The sequence below is a fragment of the Pseudoalteromonas sp. APAL1 genome (assembly GCF_021532475.1).
GTDB lineage: Bacteria > Pseudomonadota > Gammaproteobacteria > Enterobacterales > Alteromonadaceae > Pseudoalteromonas > Pseudoalteromonas lipolytica_C.
In genome coordinates this window covers 42,556-65,374 of sequence record NZ_JAKGAW010000029.1, presented here as the reverse complement: position 1 = coordinate 65,374, position 22,819 = coordinate 42,556, and the positions used below count along the sequence as shown (strand labels likewise).

The following is a 22,819-nucleotide window of genomic DNA, read 5'->3' as shown; positions in this document are numbered from 1 at the left end:
CCTCAGGTATTTGCTCAGGCTTTTTAAAAAAAGCACTATTTCTTCCAGCAGCAGCTTGATTTGCAATCACCTTCAGCACTGTACCCATAACTTCATTTTCAGCAACTTCACGCTCTTGTACCGCGGCTGTTATTTTTGCATCAATACTACTGCTATTCATTAAAGTTACAGCAATCCCTGTTACTGCAACAACCATAATTAGAGCAAGGATCAATACTATGCCCTGTTGCTTTTTAGGAGGGTTTAAATGCGCCACAAATTTGCTCCTACATTGTTTAATCTAATGGTTGTTGTAAAAATTGCGCGTCGATATTTATCCTTAAATGTAAGCTTTCTGCTGCTTGATCCTTCACCTAGCTCATAGGTTTGATTATTAACCTTTAAGTTATCATCTGGCATCAACGATCTAGCAAGTAAAAAAACTTGTACTGTCAAAATTCCACGCCTATTCTCCCAATCAGTAGCCGTCATTTGATTAATACTTTTATAAGTGTCAACTCGACTATCATTAGTGGTGTCTAAGCCAAAAACAAACCGCATATTTTCAACTCCCTCCATAACAGTTTCTGTATAAATACCGCGTACTGGGGTCAATCTTTTTCGTTTCAGAACAGGAATAACAACACGTTTTTTATTGATATAAATAGTTTCTTTAGAGACGTAATAAACATTATGGCGATAACGCCACACCGTAGCGTTTGGATTAATTGAAGCAGCATTAACTGGGCCACGAGTAAACATTGCAAATTCTTGCTCAGCTACAAAATAGTGCGAACTAGAATTTGTATACCTTGGCTCAGTTTGAAAGCCTTCTAAAAACTTTAATTGTAATACATCCGTATTTACTACAGCGTCACGAATACACCCCAGCGCAGAGGAGCCTGCAGCTTGCACTGCATAAATTGAACGAAAATTAGTACTAGAAGCTAGGTCAGGGAAACTACCATTATTTAAACCGACAGAGCAATCAGGGCTAGGATTTGCTACTAAGTTTAGTCGCGTATTAGCAGCAGAAAAAGAATCCTCATAAAAAGTTCCCCAAAAACCAACTTGCTCAATATCCCGCTGTAGTATATTAAGGGCTAATCTGCCAGTTTCTTGCAGCTCGCCAATCATCATCGTATTTTTAGTAGTCACTTTCATACTGATATAAGTGAAAACAACACCACCTAAAACAATACCACCTATGAACAAGGCAACCATCATTTCAATTAACGTAAAACCTTTATACTTATTCATCTTACGACCTTAAATAAATATAGCTGTTAAGAACGACAAGGCGACGACGGTCATTTACTGAACCACATCCGGTTTTTAAGTTTTCTGCACTTGCTTTAAACTCTTGTCGACCACGCCAACTAACGATCACTTCAATATTATACTCACTTGGAAGGCCCCCTGAGACTGCAGTGGCTTTAATGCACACCCTTGCTTCATCCAGAGCTCCGGTGTTTTCTCGTGCCTGAATTGCTCGCACCCATTGCTGTTTATCAAGTGCAGCGATTTGCTGTGGAGAGCATGTCGCCTGATAACAGCTAGAGACTTTACCTAATGCTGATTGGCTATGAAACTGCCCACTATATAGCGCTGAAAAAGTTGCCGTATCATTTGCTCTCATGCGGTGGATAATATCATTCCCTAACGCTATTGCAGCCGAGCGCTGCATAGCATCAAAACTTGCTTGCTTTGCTTTCGCTTGAAGCGCGATAGCACCTAATAAACCAAGGCTCAATATAATAAATGCAATGAGCACCTCGATTAAGGTAAAGCCCTGTTGATGAGAGTTATTTTTCATAATGAACGTGGCTAATAAATTGACATACCTTAAGCATAAGAAGCCTAAAAATAATAGCAATAGGTGTATGTATAAACGGTCAATATGTTAGATGAACGGTCAGTGAAACTCTCGCTCCTAGTTACCCAATGCAGCTTTTACCGCTTTTAATTCCCGACGACTAACAGATAAAGCCTCTTCTAGTTGGTTCATAATTAAAGTATGCCCACCAGGCTGTCGGCTGTTTAAACTATAAATATGTTGCTTATTTACAAGGGTATTACGATGTATTCGCAATAATTGTATAGGGAAAGTACGCTCGAGTTGTTTAAGGCTCTGTTCAATGATTGCTTCGCCCCCTTCGAATACGACACGAGTATATTTTTGTTCCGCAATGCAACAAATCACATTCTCAATATTTACTCTGCGCAATACACCACCGAGCTGATAACTTATGTAGCTTTTAGCAGAGTCACTTAATTGAGTTCGATTAAGCTTGCTAAGTTGCGATAATGTTTGATTAAGCGAAGACTCAGAAACTGGTTTTACTAAATAACCATCAGCACAGAGTTGGAATGCCTCTAGTGCGTGCTCAGGGTGAGCTGTAAGAAATACGATGGCAGGTGGTATGGTTAATTGCTTTAATGTCGCAGCAACCTCCAGCCCATTAAGCTTGGGCATATTAATATCGAGTAGCACGACATCAGGCTGTAACTGTTTACAATATTCAATTGCTTGTTCGCCATTACAGGCATCACCAATCACTGTATAATTACTATGCTCTGACAATAACCTTGAAATACGTGCTCGAGCTAGCGGTTCATCATCAACAATTAATACTTTTATCATGCTGTTTTCTGCCTTGGTAATACAAGTTTTACCCTAAATATTCCATCGCGATGAGTGGTTGTTATTGTTGCCTTTCGTTGATAAAACAGTGATAAGCGTTCACGAATATTATCAAGTGCCATACCATTACCCGACCTTTCATTCATGATGTTCTTCACTACTGGGTTAGTAATAATAAATGTGTAAGTTTTATCAGACTGGTGCATTTCGACATTTATTTCACCGTGCTCTGCTGTCTCGATCCCATAAAATACTGCATTCTCAATAAGAGGTTGGAGAGTCAAACATGGGATATCGATATCAGGTAGTTTATCAAGTAACTGCCAGTTTACTGTTAGCCGTTCTCCGTAACGCCATCGCTCTAGTGCTATATATTGTTGGCATAGTGTTATTTCATCGGTAAGTAAAATAGCTTTACCACTTTTCATAGCAGCCTGAGAGAGTGCAGCTAATGCGAGAATGGCTTGTTCTGCGGCCACCACATCATAGTGGGTTAGCTCAGCAGCAGTATTCAAACTATTAAATAGGAAATGAGGACGAATGCGGGCTTGAAGCGCATCTAATTTGGCTTTAGCCAGGGCTTTTGTTTGCTGCTCCTTTTGATTATGCATCAGCAAAAATTGAACAAAAAGCACTGTAACCAAAAAAATTATCAGCAGATTACTCACAATAAAGTGCGTCTTAGATACCATTTCAAAGATATCTGCGAATACGTTTAGCACTGCAAAGCTATACAAGTATGTAAAAATCAGTAAAACAATTACTAAGATAGATAACTGTACTGCCTGAGATAATTTAGTAAGCACAGACCGTGAGAGATAAAGACAAGAAAGACTAGATAAGAAAATAAGGTGCAAAAAGAAACTAAAAATGGCCAGACGTAACCAGACATCACCAAAACTTAACGGTGAAAACGCCAATAAAACAGCAATAACTTGACTGACGATAAGTATGGCGAGTACACCACGGGATTGGAAAAGAGCCGCAATCAGCAAGCCGTGTGAATTTGGCTGTTTGCTCATGGGCTCCTCTTTTAACTGTTGACTACTATTTGCTTAGATTAGCGTAGCTCAACAGGAACGGCAAATACTATGTTCTCTTCTTCACCAGGATTTTCAACAACTTGATTACCACCCAGTTCTTTTAAACGAGTAATAACCTGTTGAACTAAAACTTCTGGCGCAGATGCCCCAGCAGTCACACCTACGGCATTTACATTGTTAAACCAATCCGCTTCAACATTACTTGCATCATCAATTAAATAAGCAGTGGTGCCCATTTTGTCAGCAAGCTCACGTAAACGATTTGAGTTAGAACTATTTTTAGCCCCTACTACAAGCAGTACATCCACTTTATCAGCTAAGTCACGAACCGCATCTTGACGGTTTTGCGTAGCATAACAAATGTCGTCTTTACGCGGGCCATCAATGGCCGGAAACTTAGTACGTAGTGCATCAATCACATCTGCCGTATCATCAACAGATAACGTGGTCTGGCTACAGTAAAAAAGGTTTTCAGGATTTTTAACAGATAAAACGGCAACATCTTCAGGGGTTTCTACTAAGTAAATACCGCCCGCTTCGTTGTCGTACTGACCCATAGTACCTTCAACCTCAGGATGGCCATGGTGACCAATCAATACACACTCAATACCTTTACGGCTGGCTCGTGTTACTTCCATATGTACTTTTGTTACCAGTGGGCAGGTTGCATCGAACACTTTAAGGTCGCGACGTTTTGCTTCACTTCGAACGGCTTGCGATACACCATGCGCACTGAAGATAACAATACTATCGTCAGGAACCTGATCTAGCTCTTCAACAAAAACTGCACCGCGATTTTTTAAGCCATCAACAACATATCGATTGTGAACCACTTCATGACGCACATAGATTGGCTTTTCAAAGATATCGAGTGCGCGCTCCACAATACTAATTGCACGGTCGACACCAGCGCAAAAACCACGTGGATTCGCTAATAAAATATCCATTAACCTGTTACCTCTAAAATATCGACTTCAAAGGTTAAGCGCTGCCCTGCAAGTGGGTGATTAAAGTCAATTGTGACCGATTCACCTTGAACTTCACGAACAAGACCGGGTAACTCAGTGCCATCAGGCTGAGTAAAGGCAATAATGTTACCTACTTCAGCAGGGGTATCTGCACCAAACTTACTGCGATCCACATAATAAATGTTATCTGGATTTGGCTGACCAAATGCATCTTCAGGCTCTAATGCAAATGACTTGCTGTCACCGGCGGCTAAACCTAGTAAACATTTTTCAAAGTTTTCTGTCAGGCTACCATCACCCATTCGCAATTTTGCAGGTTTATTATGTACCTTAGTTGAGTCGGCTGCAGAGCCATCTTCTAACTTAATTGAGAAATGAAAGATCACTTCAGAGTTTTCACCAATTACAGCTTGGCTCATGCTTGTTGCTCCTTCGGACTTTCGCCTGTGAAGGCATCAAATAATAGTAATGCGGCACCGATACAAATTGCGCAATCGGCAATATTGAAAACAGGAAAGTGCCAGTTTTCGTAATATACATGCAAAAAGTCAATAACATAGCCATAAGCGATGCGGTCGTATAAGTTGCCAATTGCACCGGCTAATACTAACGCATAAGCAGAACATAATACCTTGTTCGTCGCGGGTAAGCGTTTAAGCCACCATACTAAAAGAACACTGATCGTTACCGCTATTATGCTAAAAAACCAACGCTGCCAACCACCTGAATCACTTAAAAAGCTAAATGCCGCACCATAGTTATGTACGTAGGTAAAATTAAAGAAAGGCAGAATATCTATCGACTCTTTGTAGGCCATGGTATTAACAACAAGTGTTTTTGTCGCATGGTCTACTACTAAAAGTAGTAGACTCAGCCATAGCCAAACTAAGCCACTTTTTCCGGCTAGTTTGCTCACAAACAACTCCTACGCGAACTGACGCTGTTCACCATCGCCGTCAACATTGCTAACACAACGACCACAGATTTCAGGGTGCGCTGGCTCTGCACCTACATCATCACAGTAATGCCAACAACGCTCACATTTTTCAGCGGTTGTTGCAGCAACTTTAATGAATAAACCATCAATTTCTGTAGCTTGAGTACCTTCAGGTTGTGTTGTCACAGTTTCAACAGTTACGCCCGACGTTAATAGTACAAAGCGCAACTCATCACCTAACGCAGCTAATTTCGAACTTAGCTCTTCACCTGCGTAAATACTTACGTTTGCTTGTAATGTTGCACCTATAATTTCTTCTTTACGAGCCGCTTCTAGTACTCGGTTTACTTCATCACGAACATTAAGGATTGTTAACCAATCATCGTTGCTGAACTTACCTTGTGAAGAGGCTTGTAAACCATCATACCAAACTGAAGTGAACACAAAATTATCACGTTCGCCTGGTAATGCTTCCCAAATTTCTTGTGCAGTAAAGCTTAAAATCGGTGCCATCCAACGCGTCATTGCTTCAGCAATGTGGTAAAGCGCAGTTTGACATGAACGACGGGCATGGCTATCGCTTTTCGCTGTGTATTGACGATCTTTGATTACGTCTAAGTAGAACGAACCAAGTTCACCAGTACAGAAGTTCATTAGCTTTTGCGTTACAAGTAACATTTGATACTTATCGTAAGCCGCTAAGATTTCATCTTGAAGCTCAGCTGCACGGCCCACAATCCAACGATCAAGCTCAACCATGTCTTCAATCGCAACTTTATCAGTTTTTGGATCAAAACCATTAAGGTTCGCAAGTAAGTAACGGCTTGTGTTACGAATACGACGGTAACGGTCAGCAGAACGTTTAAAGATTTCATCAGATACAGTCATTTCTGCTGTAAAGTCAGTTGATGCAACCCATAAACGTAAGATGTCAGCACCTAGTTTGTTCATCACGTTTTGTGGCGAAATTACATTGCCTAATGATTTAGACATTTTGCGGCCGTTTTCATCAACTGTGAAACCATGTGTTAACACTTGTTTATATGGCGCATGACCATTGATAGCAACCGAAGTCATCATTGACGACATAAACCAACCACGGTGTTGATCTGAGCCTTCTAAGTAAAGATCAGCAGGACCGGTTAAATCTTCACGTGCATCAACCACACATGCGTGAGTCACACCTGAGTCAAACCATACATCTAACGTATCTTGTACTTTCATGTATTGCTCAGCGTCATCGCCAAGTAAGGTTGCAGGGTCTAAGTCATACCAAGCTTGAATACCTGATTTCTCAACCAGTTTTGCGGCTTCTTCGATTAGCTCTTGCGTATTTGGGTGAAGCGCACCTGTGTCTTTATCAACAAATAATGCAATTGGCACACCCCATGTACGTTGACGTGAAATACACCAATCAGGACGGCCTTCAACCATGTTTGCAATGCGGCTCTCGCCCCACTCAGGCAACCACTCAGTCTTTTTGATTTCGTTTAATGAATCTTGACGAAGGTTAGCTTGGTCCATACTTACGAACCACTGTGGCGTAGCACGGAAGATAATAGGTGTTTTATGACGCCAGCAATGTGGGTAGCTATGTGTAAGCGCATGATGGTGTAATAACGCATTGTTTTCAGTTAATACGTCAATAACGCTCGCATTTGCTTTAAATACGTGCTGACCAGCAAACATCGGTGTGTCAGGTAAGTAAACACCGTTTGCACCAACAGGGTTAGCAACTTCTAAACCATAAGCAAGACCTGCCGCGAAATCCTCTTGACCGTGACCAGGCGCAGTATGAACAACACCAGTACCAGAATCAGTCGTTACGTGATCAGCAACAATTACAGGCACTGTGAAGTCATAGAACGGGTGAGCAACCTGTAAATTCTCAAGTGCCGCACCTTTTACATAACCTAGTACATGGTAATGCTTAAAGCCATAACGGTCCATTGCATCTTTTACTAGCTCTGAACCTAAAATTAAACGCTGCTGTGCGCCTTCGTCATCAACTTGAACTAGGGCATATTCAAGCTTTTCGTGAACTGCTACTGCACGGTTAGCTGGTAATGTCCAAGGTGTAGTTGTCCAGATAACAGTACTAACTGCACCGCTACCTTCATGGCCTTCGGCAAGTTCAAACGCATTGATTACAGCCTCTTGATCAGCAAATTCAAAACGCACATCGATTGCTGGTGACTGTTTATCTTGGTATTCAACCTCTGCTTCAGCAAGTGCTGAACCACAATCTGTACACCAGTGAACAGGCTTAGCACCTTTATGTAAGTGACCATTTTTAATGATGCGACCAAGTACGCGAATAGCATTCGCTTCAAAGTCAAAGTTCATTGTTAGGTAAGGCTTGTCCCAATCACCAAACACACCAAGACGTTTGAAGTCTGTTTTTTGACCTTCAACTTGTTTCTTAGCGTATTCGCGACACTTTTCACGGAACTCAGCAGCAGACACTTTCACACCTGGTTTGCCTACCTTCTTCTCAACCATTAACTCAATTGGTAAACCGTGACAGTCCCAACCAGGCACATAAGGTGCATCAAAGTCAGACAAGGTTTTTGACTTAACAATAATATCTTTAAGAATTTTGTTTACCGAGTGGCCTAAATGGATATCACCGTTTGCATACGGAGGGCCGTCATGCAAAATGAAGGTTTTTTTACCTTTTTTAGCGCTGCGAATTTGACCATAAAGATCGTCTTCATACCATGTCTTAAGCATCTTTGGTTCACGTTGAGCCAAATTGCCGCGCATTGGAAACGCTGTTTCCGGTAAATTCAAAGTATGTTTGTAGTCGCTCATTAATCCTACTTTCCGTATCGGCTACCTAATTTAAACCAAAACACTGCTTAGCGGCGGTCACATCATCTGCAATCTGCGCCGTCAGTTGTGTTAATGTCTCGAATTTTTTCTCATCGCGAAGCTTTTTAATTAGCTCCACGTGCATAAATTGTCCATAAATGTCTTGCGCAAAGTCGAACAGATGAACCTCTAACAAAGCGCGTGTTCCATTAAATGTGGGTTTGTTGCCAATATTTGCAACCCCAAATAATTCTTTTTCGCCAACTTTTGCTCGTACCGCGAACACCCCATTTACAGGGCATACTTGGCGTTTTAGTGCTATATTGGCCGTTCTGAATCCTAATTCACGACCTTTTGCCCAGCCATGAATAACACGTCCAGAAATTGCATAACCATGACCTAACATGGTTTTTGCGTCTTCTAATTGCCCTGCAGCAAGTGCCTGGCGAATAAGAGTACTGCTCACTCTATCATTGAGCCTGCGAAAACTCGCAGTACTTTTCACATCCATGTTTAACTCAACACCCATGGCTTTAAGCAACGCAAAATCACCACGGCGCCGCTTTCCAAAGCAAAAGTCATCGCCTACAGTCAGAGCTTTTACACCTAACTTATCAACCAATACTTGGCTTACAAACTGCTCTGCTTCCATATTGGCAAATTGCTGATTGAAGCTAATGCAAATCACTCGCTCCACTCCCAATTTAGCAAGTAAGCTAAGCTTATCACGTAGTCGAGTTAAACGCGCTGGAGCATTATCTTTAGCAAAAAATTCTTGTGGCTGAGGCTCAAATAACATCACGGTACTTGGCAATTGATGCTTTTCTGCGTCTTGCAGCAAGCCTTTAATCACTTCTGCATGACCTAAGTGCACACCATCAAAATTACCAATGGTCAACACACAGCCATAATGCTGCGCGCGAATATTGTGAATACCTCTAATTAACTCCATGCCACCTTTTTGCCTTTATCAGCGAGCCCAAAACATTGATATCGGGCTTGAAGCGTCGATTATAATCTTTTTTTTAGTTTGATTCAGTAGTTGCAACACTTTTTATCGTATTTAGTCGCACGCCTAAAATGAATAAGGCTGCAAAATATACAAAAACCGCCAACACTAATAACCCGCCCAACAACAACACTTGCTCAGTAAAGTGCCAAGCTTGCCATATAAATTGCTGGCCTACGTACCACACAGACGCAGCCATTAATAAACTTGAAAACAAACACTTAAAGGTAAAACCAAGGCTCATCGCAGAAAACTGATAGACCCCTTCTTTACGTAATTGATGATACAACAAATAAGCATTACAACTAGCCGACATTGATGTGGCCAAAGCCAGACCTAAATAACCAATAAATGGTGCCAACATAATGTTAAACACCATGTTTAAAACCAGAGTTTTAATACCAATTTTAACGGGGGTTTTTGTATCTTGACGCGAATAAAAGCCTGGCGCTAACACTTTGATTAGCATAAAACTAACTAATCCCACTGAATAAGCCATCACACCGTAGCTCACCGCTTGGACATGATCAATTTCACCGTCCTGAAACGCACCGTGGTCAAATAAAACCGTAATAATGAGCGGGCTAATTACCATTAAACCAAACATGGCAGGCAAGCCTAAGAAAATGACAAACCTTACCCCCCAATCAAGGGTCAGCTGAAAATCTTTTGTACTTTTTGTGCTATGCAATTTTGACAATGCAGGCAATATGACCGTTGCGATACCAATACCAAATAAGCCTAGAGGAAACTCAATCAATCGGTCTGAGTAATAAAGCCAAGCGATAGAGCCTGTCATTAACATAGAGGCAATCATGGTATCGAGTAACAAGTTTATTTGGCTTATCGAAACGCCAAACAAGGCAGGTAGCATGAGCTTTCTAACTTTTTTGACGTTTTCATCTTGCCACCCCCATTTAGGGCGGCTCAGCATGCGGGCACGATACAAAAACGGCAACTGGAACAGTAACTGAATTAGACCACCCACAAATACGCCGATGGCAAGCGCATACGCCCCCACCGAAAACTTATCATGTAGAAAAATAGCGCAAGTAATAATTGATACGTTTAAAAGTACGGGTGTAAAAGCGGCAACGGCAAAGCGATTATATACGTTCATAACCGCACCGCTGAGGGCTACCAGACTCACAAAAAATAAATACGGGAAAGTCAGTTTTAACAGCGCACTAGCAAGAACGAACTTTTCGGCATTTTCGCCGCCTTGCCACCAATCAATAAACCAGCCAGTACCAAATAATGCAGCAATGACAGGCGAGGCAACCACACCAAATAGAGTAACCGCTAATAAAATGGTACCCAAAGTACCGGCAGCTTGAGCAACAAACAACCTGACCTTATCATCGCCTTGCTGTTCTTTTATCTCAGATAGAACAGGTACAAATGCTTGTGCAAAAGCGCCTTCTGCAAATAAGCGACGTAAAAAATTAGGAATTCGATTGGCAAACAAAAACACATCCGCTGCGGCACTTGCCCCCAGTAAATTAGCCACTACAGCATCTCGCACCAATCCTAAAATACGCGAAATCATTGTCATAGCACTGACTATCATTCCGGAACGAAATAATCCTTTTGCCACCTTAAACCCGTTATCAAAAATCTTATAAGATGGGCGATTATGCCTAAAATATCTTTAAAGCACTAGGCTCGAACCCGACCCTTTGTTACAATAGCGATATTAACTGCTAAAGCGGCAAATTGATGTTCGTTATAAGGAGCAGTTTTTCTTGAGATGTCAAAATTTCGTTGACATTCATGATAAAAACAGGCATATTCCACGGCCTTTAAATTAAGCTTATTTTAAGATTGTTAGGAGCAAACCTTGGCTAACATCAAGTCTGCAAAAAAACGCGCTATTACGAGCGAAAAAAATCGTCAACATAACGCAAGCCGTCGTTCAATGATGCGCACTTACTTCAAAAAAGTAGTTGCTGCAATTGAAGCGGGCGACAAAGAAGCTGCACAAGCGGCATTCGCTGTTGCAACACCTATCCTAGACCGTTACGCAACTAAAGGTCTAATCCACAAGAACAAAGCAGCTCGTCACAAGAGCCGTTTAGCAGCTAAAATCAAAGCGCTATAATTTGTTTTTGATGAATATAAAAAAACCGGCTTTTGCCGGTTTTTTTTTATCTTAATGTTTTTCAGATAACTGCTATGCAATCTCTAAATCGGGGTAAAACTTTTTCAGCATTGCCGCGATCTTCTTTGGGGTAAAAGGCTTTACAACGAAACCTTTGGCGCCCTTTTCAATCGCTTCTTTAACATTTTCCACTGTTGAATGTGCAGACACCATAACAACATTTGCTTCAGGTGAAATATCATTTATCTGTGAGATGATTTCCTTACCGTCACCATCAGGTAGTTCAATATCTAAAAAGATAATATTAAACTCCTTCTCTTTGCACGCGCTCAAACACTGCGCTGCTGTGGATGCCTCTCGAACATTATCGATACCTAGGTGCATAAGCGTTTGGTTTAAAAAGCTACGCACGGTGCCAACATCGTCCACGATAAGAATTGAAAGCTGCGTGTCCATACTATTCCTCTAATCTTTAAAGATAACACTTATTGCTAATACAATATTAACTTAAATAAATAATTTACGCTTTGAATTTGACTATTATATCAAAAACTTCGTTATAATCTCATTATAGAGAGCTATATATAAAAGGCCAGATAAGCTTTATGTCTAATAAAATAAAAAAACAATCTTTGCTTGGTAAAACACCTGAACGAAAAAAACCAACACAAGCAAAGCGACAAAGACCAGTAAACCAACAACAAGCACGTGCACAAGCCGCGCAACAAAGCATTCCTGAAATCGAGCTTAAAAAAAGTAAAGCACGTTGGTATACACTCGCAGCGGTTGTATTAATTCTACTAATTACACCAAAACCTATTTTAATCACCTATGAAAAGCTTGGTATGGTATCTCAGAGTGTGTTCTGGCCAGGCATTTTTGGCTATGGAGCAAACTTATTTGATTCAACCCTCAGTCCCCGTGCAGACCTAAGTCGTAACGTTATTTATCTTTGCCAAGATAAGCGTAAACCAGACACTTGCCAGAAGTACCGTGTGACAGATAAAAGTGGTTTCTTCGCAGCAATGAAAAAACTAACAATAGATTAAAAAAACTAATCTGAAAATTAAAAATTACTTGGTTGAAAGCTGTGTAAAAGATCACCATAATGGCGCTCCTTTTTCAACACAGATATGAATTGATACGACCATGGTAAACGAGCTAGATTGGCTTTTAAACTTAACGCTACTTGCCCTAGGATTAGGTGCATTTTTTATTAACCAGCTGACATTACTACGTTTTGCAGCGATCAGCGCGTGTAGTTTATTGTTTCTATCATTTAGCTTAGATCTAATGTCGTCAAGCGTTATCTCGAATATGAGCTTAGTGTTGATCAATACATTTTATTTATTCAAGGTCTATACATTTGGCCAACTGAATATCAATCAAGGTTAATCTTCTCCTAAGATAAATTGATAGAATAGGCTATCCCATCTATCATCTTTTCTGCCCAAGCAGCATTCTGTTTGGGCTTTTTTTTGCTTACAAGATGACTGAACTGAGATACCATATTAGTCGTATATAAATAATTTGGAGGTGCACTGTGTCATTTAACGACTTCGACTTATTTCTTTCGTCAATGGAAGACGTAAAACCTCTTAAGCATGACACTGTTCAATTTGATTCCACGAAACAAGGCCCTTCACTAGCGCAACAAGAAAAACGTAAAGCAGCTGAGTGTGATTTAGCAATTGATGAAAACTATTTACGCAGTGAGTTTGTTGAGCTGTTAGATCCCCATGCCATATTGGCATTTAAAAAAGATGGTGTACAAGGCCAAGTATATAAAAATCTGCGTTTAGCTAAATATCAACTTGATGCCACGCTTGATTTGCATGGTCAGCCTCTTCAACGAGCTCGCAGCACGCTTTTAAATTTTATTGATGACTGCCACAAACGAAATATTCGTGTCGTGCTTATACGTCACGGCATTGGTATCAAAAATAAATCACAACCAGGTATTTTAAAAAGCTATACCAATAAGTGGCTACAAGAAATTCCAGCAGTTTTAGCGTTTCATAGTGCCCTTAAGCATCATGGTGGTAGCGGTGCAACGTATGTGATGATTAAAAAGTCAGACGAGAAGAAACACGAGAACAGAGAAATCCATTCAAAAAGAAGTTAATAGAAAATGCGATTGAAGTGCAGCATTAAAACATGCTGCACATACTTACTGAGATTGGTTGGTTATGATTGGCTAACTTCAGTGGCCTGAGCTGGCTGGTCCGATGCATTAGCTTGATTAAACCATGCTGAAACACCAAGAACGATTACTGACACTACGACTAGACTAAATTTAGCTCCACCTTGATTAGATTTCATAACGCCTCTTTTTTATTGTTGTTTTTTTATTGAGCAACAACAGAATAACAAAGTTACAGATGTTAACAAGGTGTTTATTAAACTAATTTGTAATTTGTCAATAACCTTTTGTTCTATCAATCTGATTCATTAGGTTTTTACCTTCAATTAGTCTCTTTACATTATCTGAAATTTGCAAAGTAACTGACTCTATATCTGACAATGCAGCACAGTGTGGGGTGAAGGTCACTTTGTCATGAGACCAATAGGGGTGTGTTTTAGGCAAAGGCTCTTCGCTAAACACATCTAGCGTAGCGCCACGTAATTGCTCATTATCAAGTGCCTCGAGTAAATCTTCATCAACAACATGTTTGCCTCTGGCAACATTAATTAGTACCGTATGGCTTTGCAGTTTGCTAATGAGTGATTTATTTATAATGCCTTGAGTGTGCTGATTAAGTGGTAGTAAGCAAACGAGATAATCAATTTGACCAAGCATGTCATCTAATCCATGCTGTGTGTAATACGTGTCCACCTCAGAATCATGTTTTTCACTATTAGACCAAGCGCTCACTTTAAAGCCATTTGCAAGTAAGCGCTTAGCACAAGCTTTGCCTAGTTCACCATAACCTAAAATACCCACATGTTGCTGTGAATACGCTCGCTTTGGCTTCCAACTGCCGGCTGATTGTTTTAAATAATACTCTTTAAGCCTAAGCTTGTGTGCCAATACATGGGTCAACACATACTCTGCCATATCATTAGCCAGGTTATCATCAACAATTCTAACAACGGGAACATGTTCAGCTATCTTCGTTAAATCAATGCTATCAACACCCGCACCAAAAGAAGAAACGGCTTTTAAATTTACTAACTTAGGCCATAAATAAGCGGGCGCATTCCAAGCAAGCACAAATTCAACCGCTTCGTAATCAGTACACTCTGACCAAAGCTGTACCTTGACCTCTGGTAATAAAGCTTGCAGCTTAGCAATTAATTGGCTGCAATCTCGGCCTGTTATAGCCACAAGTAAAATCATTGTCTTCTCCATTTTGCCTCGTACTCAAAGCGCTCATTAAAAAGTCACACAACTGCAACCTAACTGTCACAGCAAACTCTTAACCTAATTTCATCGCTGAATGCGTTTATGTTTGAGGTTTGTATGATCAGTGTTGATAAAGTAATAGAAGCAAATTTACCACAGTTAGAAAATTCACCAAAAGTAAAAGGCTTAGTAAAAAAAGGCCTGGGTTATTTATTACATGAGCAAGAGTTTGTTGCCTTTGGTGATGCATACCCACACTTACAAGGACTTGAATTTGTAGAGCAGGTGCTCGAAGAGCTAGACTTTGACACACGCTACAAGCCAAAGCAAATGGAGCATATACCTAGTGAAGGCAATATTATTATTGTGGCAAACCACCCAATTGGTTCACTCGATGCATTAGCGCTAATAAAAGTCTTATCAACTGTGCGCCCTGACTTAAAGGTCGTTGCAAACCGCATGCTAATGTCTATCACCCCAATGCACTCGTTGCTACTTCCCGTTGATAACCTCTCTGGTACGAGTAAAAAGAAAGAACTTGCTAATATCCAACAGCACTTAAAATCAGACGGTGCGTTATTAATTTTCCCTGCAGGTGAGGTATCGCGCTTAAGTCCAACGGGGATTAAAGACTGTAAATGGAACAGTGGTTTTTTACGTATGGCAAAAAAAGCTAACGCGCCTATTTTACCTATTTACATCAAAGCGAAAAACAGCCCGCTATTTTACGGCACCTCAATGATTTATAAACCATTAGCCAGTTTGTTATTGGTCAAAGAGATGTTTAAACAACGACAAAAATCATTAGAGTTTGAAATTGGTGCATCTATCCCACCTGAGTCATATTTAATCGAGAATTTAAAAGATAAAGAAATAGCTCAGCTGATAAGAAAGCAACTGTATCGACTTATTACTAAAAAACCTCTGCCGTTAAAAACACAAACCCCCATAGCCAGCCCAGAAGCGACTAAAGACCTTAAAAAAGCCATTGAGGAGTGTGAATTATTAGGTGAAACCTCTGATGGTATGAAAATTTACTTATACCAATACTGTGGTAGCTCACCGATTTTCCGTGAGCTAGGACGACTGCGTGAAATTGCGTTTCGCGCAGTCGGTGAAGGCAGTGGTAAACGCCGTGATATCGATAAATACGACATGGATTATCAACACCTTGTACTATGGGATGCCAAACAACTTGAACTAGTTGGCGCATATCGACTTGCCTGCGCACAAGACATCATAGAAAAACATGGCCGCAAAGGTTTATATACCGATAGCCTATTTAGCTACAGCGATGATATGGCACCGTATTTAGAAAAAGGTATAGAGCTTGGTCGAAGCTTCGTGCAACCCAAATACTGGGGCAGAAAGAGCCTAGATTATTTGTGGTTTGGCATCGGCGCATTCGTTAACCGTTACCCGCAATACCGCTATTTGTTTGGCGCAGTCAGCGTGTCTAACGCACTCCCTGAGCAAGCAAAATCACTCCTCGTTCATTATTACCAACATTATTATGGTGCTAAACAAGTGTTAGCTATCCCAAATAATGAATATCGCCATACCGAAGCACAAAAAGAACAATGTGCTCAGTTATTTGCTGGGGATGACATTAAAGAAGACTTTGTTGAACTTAAGCATGTACTTGCCAATATCGGCGCTCAGGTCCCAACCCTATTCAAACAATACACTGAACTTTGCGAGCCAGGCGGCGTACAGTTTTTAAGTTTTAGCATCGACCCTGAGTTTAATAATTGCATTGATGGATTAGTACTTGTCGACTTAGATAAAGTAAAAGCCAGTAAAGCCAAAAGGTATTTGGGACAGACACGCTAATAGTCATTAAAAAATAAGTCGGCATGTTCGCCGACTTTTTCTTTTTTAACTAAATATATTTCTAAGCGCAGCTAAATATATTTGCTCAATAGTTTTTAAGTCTACTATGGGTACGTGTTCATTAACTTGATGAATGGTATGGTTTCGCACGCCACATTCAATCACTTGCGTGTGCTCATTGGCAAAAAAACGACCATCGGATGTGCCACCACTTGTACTAAGCATTGGAAAGCTGCCAGTTACTTCGTGCACAGCTTGTTCAAGCTGCTGCAACAAGCAATTACTTGCTTGATGCAGGGTATAAAATGATTCACACGGACGCTCCCAAACAAGCGTTAGCTGCGATGCTAAATCAGCCAATGCAAATTGAATTTCTTCTTTAACATCTTTGCTCTTATAGCCATGACTATAACGCACGTTAAAGGTGAGCTCACACTGAGCAGGAACAAGGTTATCGACCACATTGGCAATATTAATTCCGGTTACTTGCAGTGTTGTTGCCGAGCTAGCTTCATCTTTGTGCCAGCTAATTGCCATTAAGCGCTTTACAACCTCGGCACTTAAATGTGCTGCATTTATGGTGTTTTCTGGATAGGCAACATGCCCTGCTTTACCTTGAATAGATAATCGTGCAGACAGCGCACCCCGCCTGCCATTTTTTATGGTATCACCCACATGCTGATGGCTTGTTGGCTCACCAACTAGACAACCATCAAGCACAACACCTTGTTTGGCAAGACGTTCAGCAATCAGTAAAGAGCCGTATTCAGCCTCGCCCTCTTCATCTGAGGTGATTAACCAGTAAAATGTGCCGCGTTTATGGCTATTTTGCGCTAAAAACCGTTTGGTTGCGCAAAGCATAGCGGCAACGCCGCCTTTCATATCTGCTGCGCCACGGCCATAGACACTGCAATCCACTATCTCGCCACTAAATGGATCAACTCGCCAATCACCTTGCGCTGCAGGTACCACATCAATATGACCTGAAAAAGCAACGATAGGGCCTTCGCCAAAAGTGATTTTAGCAATTAAATTAGTAACATGATTAAAACTAAATACCTCACAATCAAAACCTAGCTGGCTTAAGTTACTTTCGAGCCAGTCAATTGCCCCAGCTTGTTCGGGCGTTACCGATTTAAATCGGATCAAGGTTTGTAATGTTTCTACCACCTCAGATTGCACTGATAGGCGTGTTGCTAACTCTGCATTTGATATCAAACTCATAATAACCCTAGTTATGTAGAAAGCTTGGGTTATTACAACGAGAGTTTATGACCGCAATGTGAAACTTAAATTAATGATTTCCTTCTTCAATGAGGGTTTCTTGGGTCACCTTAGCAATGTCTTTGTCTTCTTTGGTTAATTGTGTTCGTTGCCAACGACCTGCTGCGAACCATAAATAAGTAATAATTGCCACAAGTACATTAGTAATAGCAAACGAATACCATATGCCTTGTGGTCCCAGTGAGGTATGTTTAGACAAAATATACGCTGCAGGAAATTGAATAACACATTGCGAAAGCAGTGACACAGTCATCGCATTGAGCATATTTCCTGAAGCCCTAAATGCAGCAACAACACAAAGCTGCACGCCTATTCCGCCCCAAGTTAAACACATGACGCGAATGAACTCTGCGCCACCAGCGATCACAGACTCATCATCAGGAATAAAAAAAGCCACCAAGTATTCAGCAAATACATAAGCTAAAACGCCCACTAATGTCAGGCCTAACAGCCCCCAAAGCGCGGCTAAACGTGTTATTTGTGCTGCACGCTGTGGGTTTCCTGCTCCCATGTTTTGACCTACCAAGGTAGAAACGGCCATTGAAAGACCCATTGCCGGGATCATCACCATTTGCAAAATATTAGAGCCAACACCATAAGAGGCAATGGTGTGCGTACCAAAGCTGGCAACCAAAAACGACATAATAATTAACCCAAAGGCTCTTGCAGAGAGTTCAACCGAGCCAGGAGCCCCTAAAAAGAACGCTTGTTTCATATATTGCCAATCTGGTTTGAAGCTAGAGAGTTTAAGTTGAATGCCGTGACGGCCTCGCAAAAATACCCAAACGCCAATTAATGCCGCTAAACTTTGCGTAATGAGAGTGGCTAATGCCGCCCCCATTACGCCAAAACCAGAGAAATCACCAAATCCAACAATCAGTAAAGGGTCGAGTACAAAATTGAGTAAAACAGTACCGCTAACAATATACAGTGGCACCTTAGTTTGCCCGATGCCACGCATTAAGGCCTGAAACATGGCATAAATAAACACAAACACAACACCAATGAAAGACACATGCATAAACTTAAGCGCATCACCAAACACTTGCTCTTCAACGCCTAATAAAGTCAAAAAGTAAGGCGATAACACATAACCTATTAAACCAAGTATGGTTGCGGTAATTGTCACCATTAACATGGTTTGAGCAGCAACATGGTTTACCTTATCTTGCTGGCCAGCTCCCATATATTGAGCAGATAAAATGGCTCCCGCCATTGCCAACCCTGAGCCAATAGCAATAACTAAAAAAGTAACCGGCATACTGACAGAAACGGCAGCTACTTGCTCTGCCCCCAAGCGCCCTACCCAAAAAGCATCGGTTAACTGATAAGCAGACTGCAAAATATTAATTAAGATGATCGGGATACCTAATTTAAGTAACGCTTTTGAAATCGAGCCATGAAGAAATAAATGCTGGGGAGCAGCCATGAAAAACACCTAATAAACTAATAACATCGTTAGTTTAACAGCCGCAACTGAATATAAAGTCAATGAGAGTCAATCTTTTTTTCGCTGTACCCGTTTAAAAACTTAATCTAAATCAATAAATGGCTTCACTTAGTTCAAACATTTTTGAAACTTTGATCTAGAACAGGTTTTATCCCCTCCAACTTAGTAATAATAGCCTCAACCAAATAAGACAAGTAGTTCGCGGAGAACAACATGAAAACCAAATTAAGCATTGCATTACTTACTTCACTATTAGCACTCTCTCCTGTTGCAAACGCAAACTTAAGCGTGAACGTGGGTGCTATTAACGTAAACCCTGACAACGATAGCTCAAAAATCAATGAGGCTCCGGCACTAGGCTTACGCGCAGATGATGACACGCAATTAGGTATTACTATAGATTATGCACTAGACGATAACTGGGTGCTTGAGTTAGTTGCTGCAACGCCATTTAGTCATGATGTTCAAGGTGCTGGTGGCTTAGCTGGTAATAAGATTGCTAAAATTAAACACTTACCACCAACTTTCTTAGCACAATATCACTTTTTTGATGCAACCTATAAATTCCGTCCATTTGTAGGTGTAGGCGTAAACTATACAGTTTTCTTTGATGAAGAGCCTTCAGCTGCACTAAAAGCAACATTAGGTACTGACGATGTAGAAGTCAAACTAGACGACTCATTTGGCTTTGCAGCCCAAGCTGGTTTCAACTACATGATGAGTGAAAACTGGGGTCTACATGGCATGGTTTCACTTATTGATATCGATACAGATGCAACTGTATATGCTGGCGGCTCGAAAGCACTAACATCAACAGTAGAAATTGACCCTGTCGTTGCTATGTTTGGTATTAAATACAAATTCTAACTTTCATTTTGTGAAAGCCCATACGCACAAAAAGGCCATTAAATGGCCTTTTTTATTTGTTCCCACTCTAGAAAAACTTGCAACACGAACTTGATTCTCGCTCAAGTTCAATCAACTAATCAATTTAGACTACACTATAAAAATAACCCATTTCTTTTTATTGGTTTTTATTTTTTGTTTATTTAACCGTTACTTATTTTACTGTTTTACATTGCAATATCTGAATTTTCAGAGCCAAAGACGTGTTGTTCCTATTTGCTCGCGATTATAAAATGGTTGTAATAATTTTGACCTATCTAAAATAAATTAGGTGGCAGCTCGAGGTGTTAATTGAAAGTAATTGTCAATTCGTTAGTGTTGATTCTTTGCACAGCTCTAATCTCGTGCAAAGTAAAAGATCCTAGTGAAGATAAACCGCAACAACAAAAGCAAGATACAATTAGTGATCGTGAAGCGCTAATTGCGGGCACCGCTGACATCGTATTTACTATTACCAATGAAAATCAAACACCTCTTAACAATGTGAGCGTTGACGTTGCAGGTCAAGAGTACCTATCCGATGAAAATGGACGTGTTTCTATTAGCAACCTCTCTTTTGGTAATCACGCTGTTTTTATTGCACAATCAGGTTATTTCCCAAAGGCAGGTATTTTAGTAAACCAACCTAACTCTGTAACCTCACACATCCAATTAGAAACACAATCAGCAAATTCAAAAAGCTTGTTATTTGCTGGTGATACAATGTTTGGTCGACGCTTCCTAGACCCTAATTTAGAGACAATGGGCACATCTGTACCTAATGTTAACACTGCGCTCATTCGACCTGACTCAGCACGCGAAGATAGTATCGCCATAACCACAGAAGTTGCAGCGCTCTTTAAAGCTGCGGACTTTTCATCGGTTAATCTTGAGTCACCTATTACGACGATGCCAACAACAGTTCATCCGACTAAAGAATTCAGCTTTTTCTCTTTGCCTGAATCACTGCAAAGCCTAACTGAAATTGGTATTGATTATGTTGGCCTTGGTAATAATCACATCTATGACTATTTGCAGAATGGCCTTGAAGATACACTCCTTGAAGTGTCAAATGCAGGGTTCCTTAATAGCGGCGCGGGTTTAAGTGAAACTGACGCTTTTAAAACTGTCGAGCATAACCTTGATAATGTTAATTTAGTGCTCTTTGCTGCAACTTCAATTACCGGAAAAGAACATCAATATACCTACGTTGCTGACACCAATAAAGGTGGGGCTGCTGATTTAACAAATTCAGCGGCAGTCAAAGCTGCACTTGAACAGTTAGATCCTACTGACTTTGTCATTGCACAAATGCATGGTGGTGATGAATACTCGTATACTCCATCACCTTATATAGGTAGCCGATTTGAAGTTCTTTCTTCACAAAATACTGATCTACTAATTGGCCATCACCCACACATTGCCCAAGGCTTTGCTGTATTTAATGAAATACCAGCCATATTGGGCTTGGGTAACTTTGTATTTGACCAACCCAGACTTGATACCTTATTAGGCCTTGCAGTTATGGTGGACCTTGATACGCAAAGCCAAAAAATCACTCGTGGTTTTGCTTATCCTATTTATTTAGAAGACTATAAACCTCGATTCACCACTGGTTTTTTAAGTCACTATTTATTGAGAAGAATCGCCGAACTTTCTGATGACAATATTACGCTTGTTCCCCGAGAAAGCTACGCTGAAATATATTTTGCTGCAAATCAAGCAACAAAAAATACTCAGCAAGTGACTATCAACATTGATGCCAACACTGACATCATAGACTTGAGACAATATTCACCATCATCTGCTGCTTACGTTTCATCCATAGACGTTAATAGTGGTTCTTTAGATACGCTTTTAGTGGGCCGAGATATTATGGTCTTTGGCGATTTTGAAGATTGGGATAACGACGCAGACACCTTTGAAGTTAGTCGATGGGATCATAGCAGTGAAAGTGTGTTGCCTTGCACTGATAAGCCATTCAATGGTTTGCAAGCTCTGTGCTCAACCCGAGATAAGTTTGACAACACTCCTTCTATTATTCCATTTAGACACACTATGCGGGTTATGGAGTTAACCGACGAAACAGGTGCACTAGAGTTAAGTAAAGACTTTTCGTTACTGACCTATTTGCAATCTGAAAATGGTGGTCAGCTTGAGGCCTTGCTTACTTATACAACAGAAATTGATGACCTTACCTTTGCAGAAAACCAAATTCCCGTTAGCGAAGGAGGTAATCAACCATGGCATGTTTTTAGCCATGACTTTAGTTTACCTTCTGATGAGTTAACACTTGGGCCTAAAAAATTACCACCTCGTGGCGTAAAACTACAATTTAGGCACTATCCACCCAATACAGGAGAAGCGATCACGCGTCTAGATGATGTCGCAATGATCAGCTGGCAACAAAGTATCAACCTAGAAAACGGACAATGGAAGACCGATAAAATGCACGGTTTTGACTTTTTAAAAGTCAATTCAAGTAGTGAAGTGAGCTTAACGCTGACATTCACTGTACTTGATTAA

The 22,819-nt window shown here is 40.6% G+C and carries 23 protein-coding genes; 7 read left to right on the top strand and 16 right to left on the bottom strand.

The window, feature by feature from the left end:
- The 11 genes from L1264_RS14425 to murJ all read right to left on the bottom strand — a co-directional run.
- Positions 1-256 (bottom strand): pilus assembly PilX family protein (locus L1264_RS14425; protein ID WP_235404154.1); only part of this gene is annotated, 256 nt, incomplete at its 3' end.
- Entirely contained in the window at positions 244-1,239 is a 996-nt protein-coding gene (locus L1264_RS14420; protein WP_199526984.1) for a PilW family protein, read from the bottom strand. The genes L1264_RS14425 and L1264_RS14420, both read right to left, overlap by 13 nt.
- Position 1,240: 1 nt before the next feature.
- Positions 1,241-1,795 (bottom strand): type IV pilus modification protein PilV, encoded by a 555-nt coding sequence (pilV, locus tag L1264_RS14415; RefSeq protein WP_199526985.1) that lies wholly within the window; start codon positions 1,793-1,795, stop codon positions 1,241-1,243.
- Positions 1,796-1,912: 117 nt separating this feature from the next.
- Positions 1,913-2,623: a LytR/AlgR family response regulator transcription factor gene (locus tag L1264_RS14410; protein ID WP_206769149.1), complete on the bottom strand. Its 711-nt coding sequence runs from the start codon at positions 2,621-2,623 to the stop codon at positions 1,913-1,915.
- A complete protein-coding gene (locus tag L1264_RS14405; protein WP_135925589.1) occupies positions 2,620-3,645 on the bottom strand; it encodes a sensor histidine kinase in 1,026 nt (341 codons plus the stop codon). Before L1264_RS14405 ends, L1264_RS14410 begins: the two co-directional genes overlap by 4 nt.
- 38 nt (positions 3,646-3,683) lie before the next feature.
- Positions 3,684-4,613, bottom strand: a complete 930-nt coding sequence (ispH, locus tag L1264_RS14400) for a 4-hydroxy-3-methylbut-2-enyl diphosphate reductase (protein ID WP_138556832.1) — start codon at positions 4,611-4,613, stop codon at positions 3,684-3,686.
- Complete coding sequence (fkpB, locus tag L1264_RS14395) at positions 4,613-5,053, bottom strand: FKBP-type peptidyl-prolyl cis-trans isomerase (RefSeq protein ID WP_135925593.1); 441 nt, start codon at positions 5,051-5,053, stop codon at positions 4,613-4,615. The genes ispH and fkpB overlap by 1 nt, the downstream gene beginning before the upstream one ends.
- Positions 5,050-5,550: a signal peptidase II gene (gene lspA, locus L1264_RS14390; protein ID WP_135925595.1), complete on the bottom strand. Its 501-nt coding sequence runs from the start codon at positions 5,548-5,550 to the stop codon at positions 5,050-5,052. Before lspA ends, fkpB begins: the two co-directional genes overlap by 4 nt.
- A 9-nt stretch (positions 5,551-5,559) precedes the next feature.
- Positions 5,560-8,385: an isoleucine--tRNA ligase gene (gene ileS / locus L1264_RS14385; RefSeq protein WP_199526986.1), complete on the bottom strand. Its 2,826-nt coding sequence runs from the start codon at positions 8,383-8,385 to the stop codon at positions 5,560-5,562.
- A gap of 25 nt (positions 8,386-8,410) precedes the next feature.
- The gene (ribF, locus tag L1264_RS14380; protein ID WP_199526987.1) at positions 8,411-9,337 is read right to left on the bottom strand and encodes a bifunctional riboflavin kinase/FAD synthetase; all 927 of its coding nucleotides are present in this window, start codon (positions 9,335-9,337) and stop codon (positions 8,411-8,413) included.
- Positions 9,338-9,410: 73 nt separating this feature from the next.
- Positions 9,411-10,991, bottom strand: coding sequence for a murein biosynthesis integral membrane protein MurJ (murJ, locus tag L1264_RS14375; RefSeq protein WP_328256168.1), 1,581 nt, complete (start codon positions 10,989-10,991; stop codon positions 9,411-9,413).
- A gap of 243 nt (positions 10,992-11,234) precedes the next feature.
- Between murJ and rpsT the strand changes: the two genes are divergently transcribed.
- Entirely contained in the window at positions 11,235-11,495 is a 261-nt protein-coding gene (gene rpsT / locus L1264_RS14370) for a 30S ribosomal protein S20 (protein ID WP_036967030.1), read from the top strand.
- A gap of 72 nt (positions 11,496-11,567) precedes the next feature.
- Here the strand turns inward: rpsT and L1264_RS14365 are convergent, their stop codons facing one another.
- Positions 11,568-11,951: a response regulator gene (locus L1264_RS14365; RefSeq protein ID WP_135925605.1), complete on the bottom strand. Its 384-nt coding sequence runs from the start codon at positions 11,949-11,951 to the stop codon at positions 11,568-11,570.
- Positions 11,952-12,100: 149 nt separating this feature from the next.
- Here L1264_RS14365 and L1264_RS14360 point away from each other — a divergent pair, with 149 nt between their 5' ends.
- The 3 genes from L1264_RS14360 to smrA all read left to right on the top strand — a co-directional run bounded on the left by L1264_RS14360 (position 12,101) and on the right by smrA (position 13,620).
- Positions 12,101-12,544, top strand: a complete 444-nt coding sequence (locus tag L1264_RS14360; protein ID WP_135925608.1) for a hypothetical protein — start codon at positions 12,101-12,103, stop codon at positions 12,542-12,544.
- Between the two features lie 100 nt (positions 12,545-12,644).
- A complete protein-coding gene (locus L1264_RS14355; protein ID WP_135925610.1) occupies positions 12,645-12,890 on the top strand; it encodes a hypothetical protein in 246 nt (81 codons plus the stop codon).
- A 148-nt stretch (positions 12,891-13,038) separates the two neighbouring features.
- Positions 13,039-13,620 carry a DNA endonuclease SmrA gene (gene smrA / locus L1264_RS14350; RefSeq protein WP_199526988.1) on the top strand — a complete coding sequence of 194 codons (582 nt, stop codon included), beginning with the start codon at positions 13,039-13,041 and terminating at the stop codon, positions 13,618-13,620.
- Between the two features lie 62 nt (positions 13,621-13,682).
- Here the strand turns inward: smrA and L1264_RS21445 are convergent, their stop codons facing one another.
- Complete coding sequence (locus L1264_RS21445) at positions 13,683-13,817, bottom strand: hypothetical protein (RefSeq protein ID WP_268833855.1); 135 nt, start codon at positions 13,815-13,817, stop codon at positions 13,683-13,685.
- Between the two features lie 97 nt (positions 13,818-13,914).
- On the bottom strand, positions 13,915-14,835 hold the full coding sequence (locus L1264_RS14345) for a 2-hydroxyacid dehydrogenase (RefSeq protein WP_199526989.1): 921 nt from the start codon (positions 14,833-14,835) through the stop codon (positions 13,915-13,917).
- Between the two features lie 123 nt (positions 14,836-14,958).
- On the opposite strand from L1264_RS14345, the gene L1264_RS14340 reads away from it, so the two are divergent.
- On the top strand, positions 14,959-16,674 hold the full coding sequence (locus L1264_RS14340) for a GNAT family N-acyltransferase (protein ID WP_199526990.1): 1,716 nt from the start codon (positions 14,959-14,961) through the stop codon (positions 16,672-16,674).
- A 45-nt stretch (positions 16,675-16,719) separates the two neighbouring features.
- Here L1264_RS14340 and dapE read toward each other — a convergent pair whose 3' ends face one another.
- Together dapE and L1264_RS14330 are read right to left on the bottom strand one after the other, a co-directional pair.
- Positions 16,720-17,898: a succinyl-diaminopimelate desuccinylase gene (gene dapE, locus L1264_RS14335; protein WP_199526991.1), complete on the bottom strand. Its 1,179-nt coding sequence runs from the start codon at positions 17,896-17,898 to the stop codon at positions 16,720-16,722.
- Between the two features lie 70 nt (positions 17,899-17,968).
- The gene (locus L1264_RS14330; RefSeq protein WP_199526992.1) at positions 17,969-19,387 is read right to left on the bottom strand and encodes an MATE family efflux transporter; all 1,419 of its coding nucleotides are present in this window, start codon (positions 19,385-19,387) and stop codon (positions 17,969-17,971) included.
- A 234-nt stretch (positions 19,388-19,621) separates the two neighbouring features.
- Here L1264_RS14330 and L1264_RS14325 point away from each other — a divergent pair, with 234 nt between their 5' ends.
- Together L1264_RS14325 and L1264_RS14320 are read left to right on the top strand one after the other, a co-directional pair.
- Positions 19,622-20,275 carry an OmpW/AlkL family protein gene (locus L1264_RS14325; protein WP_135925623.1) on the top strand — a complete coding sequence of 218 codons (654 nt, stop codon included), beginning with the start codon at positions 19,622-19,624 and terminating at the stop codon, positions 20,273-20,275.
- Between the two features lie 330 nt (positions 20,276-20,605).
- Positions 20,606-22,819: a CapA family protein gene (locus L1264_RS14320; RefSeq protein ID WP_199526993.1), complete on the top strand. Its 2,214-nt coding sequence runs from the start codon at positions 20,606-20,608 to the stop codon at positions 22,817-22,819.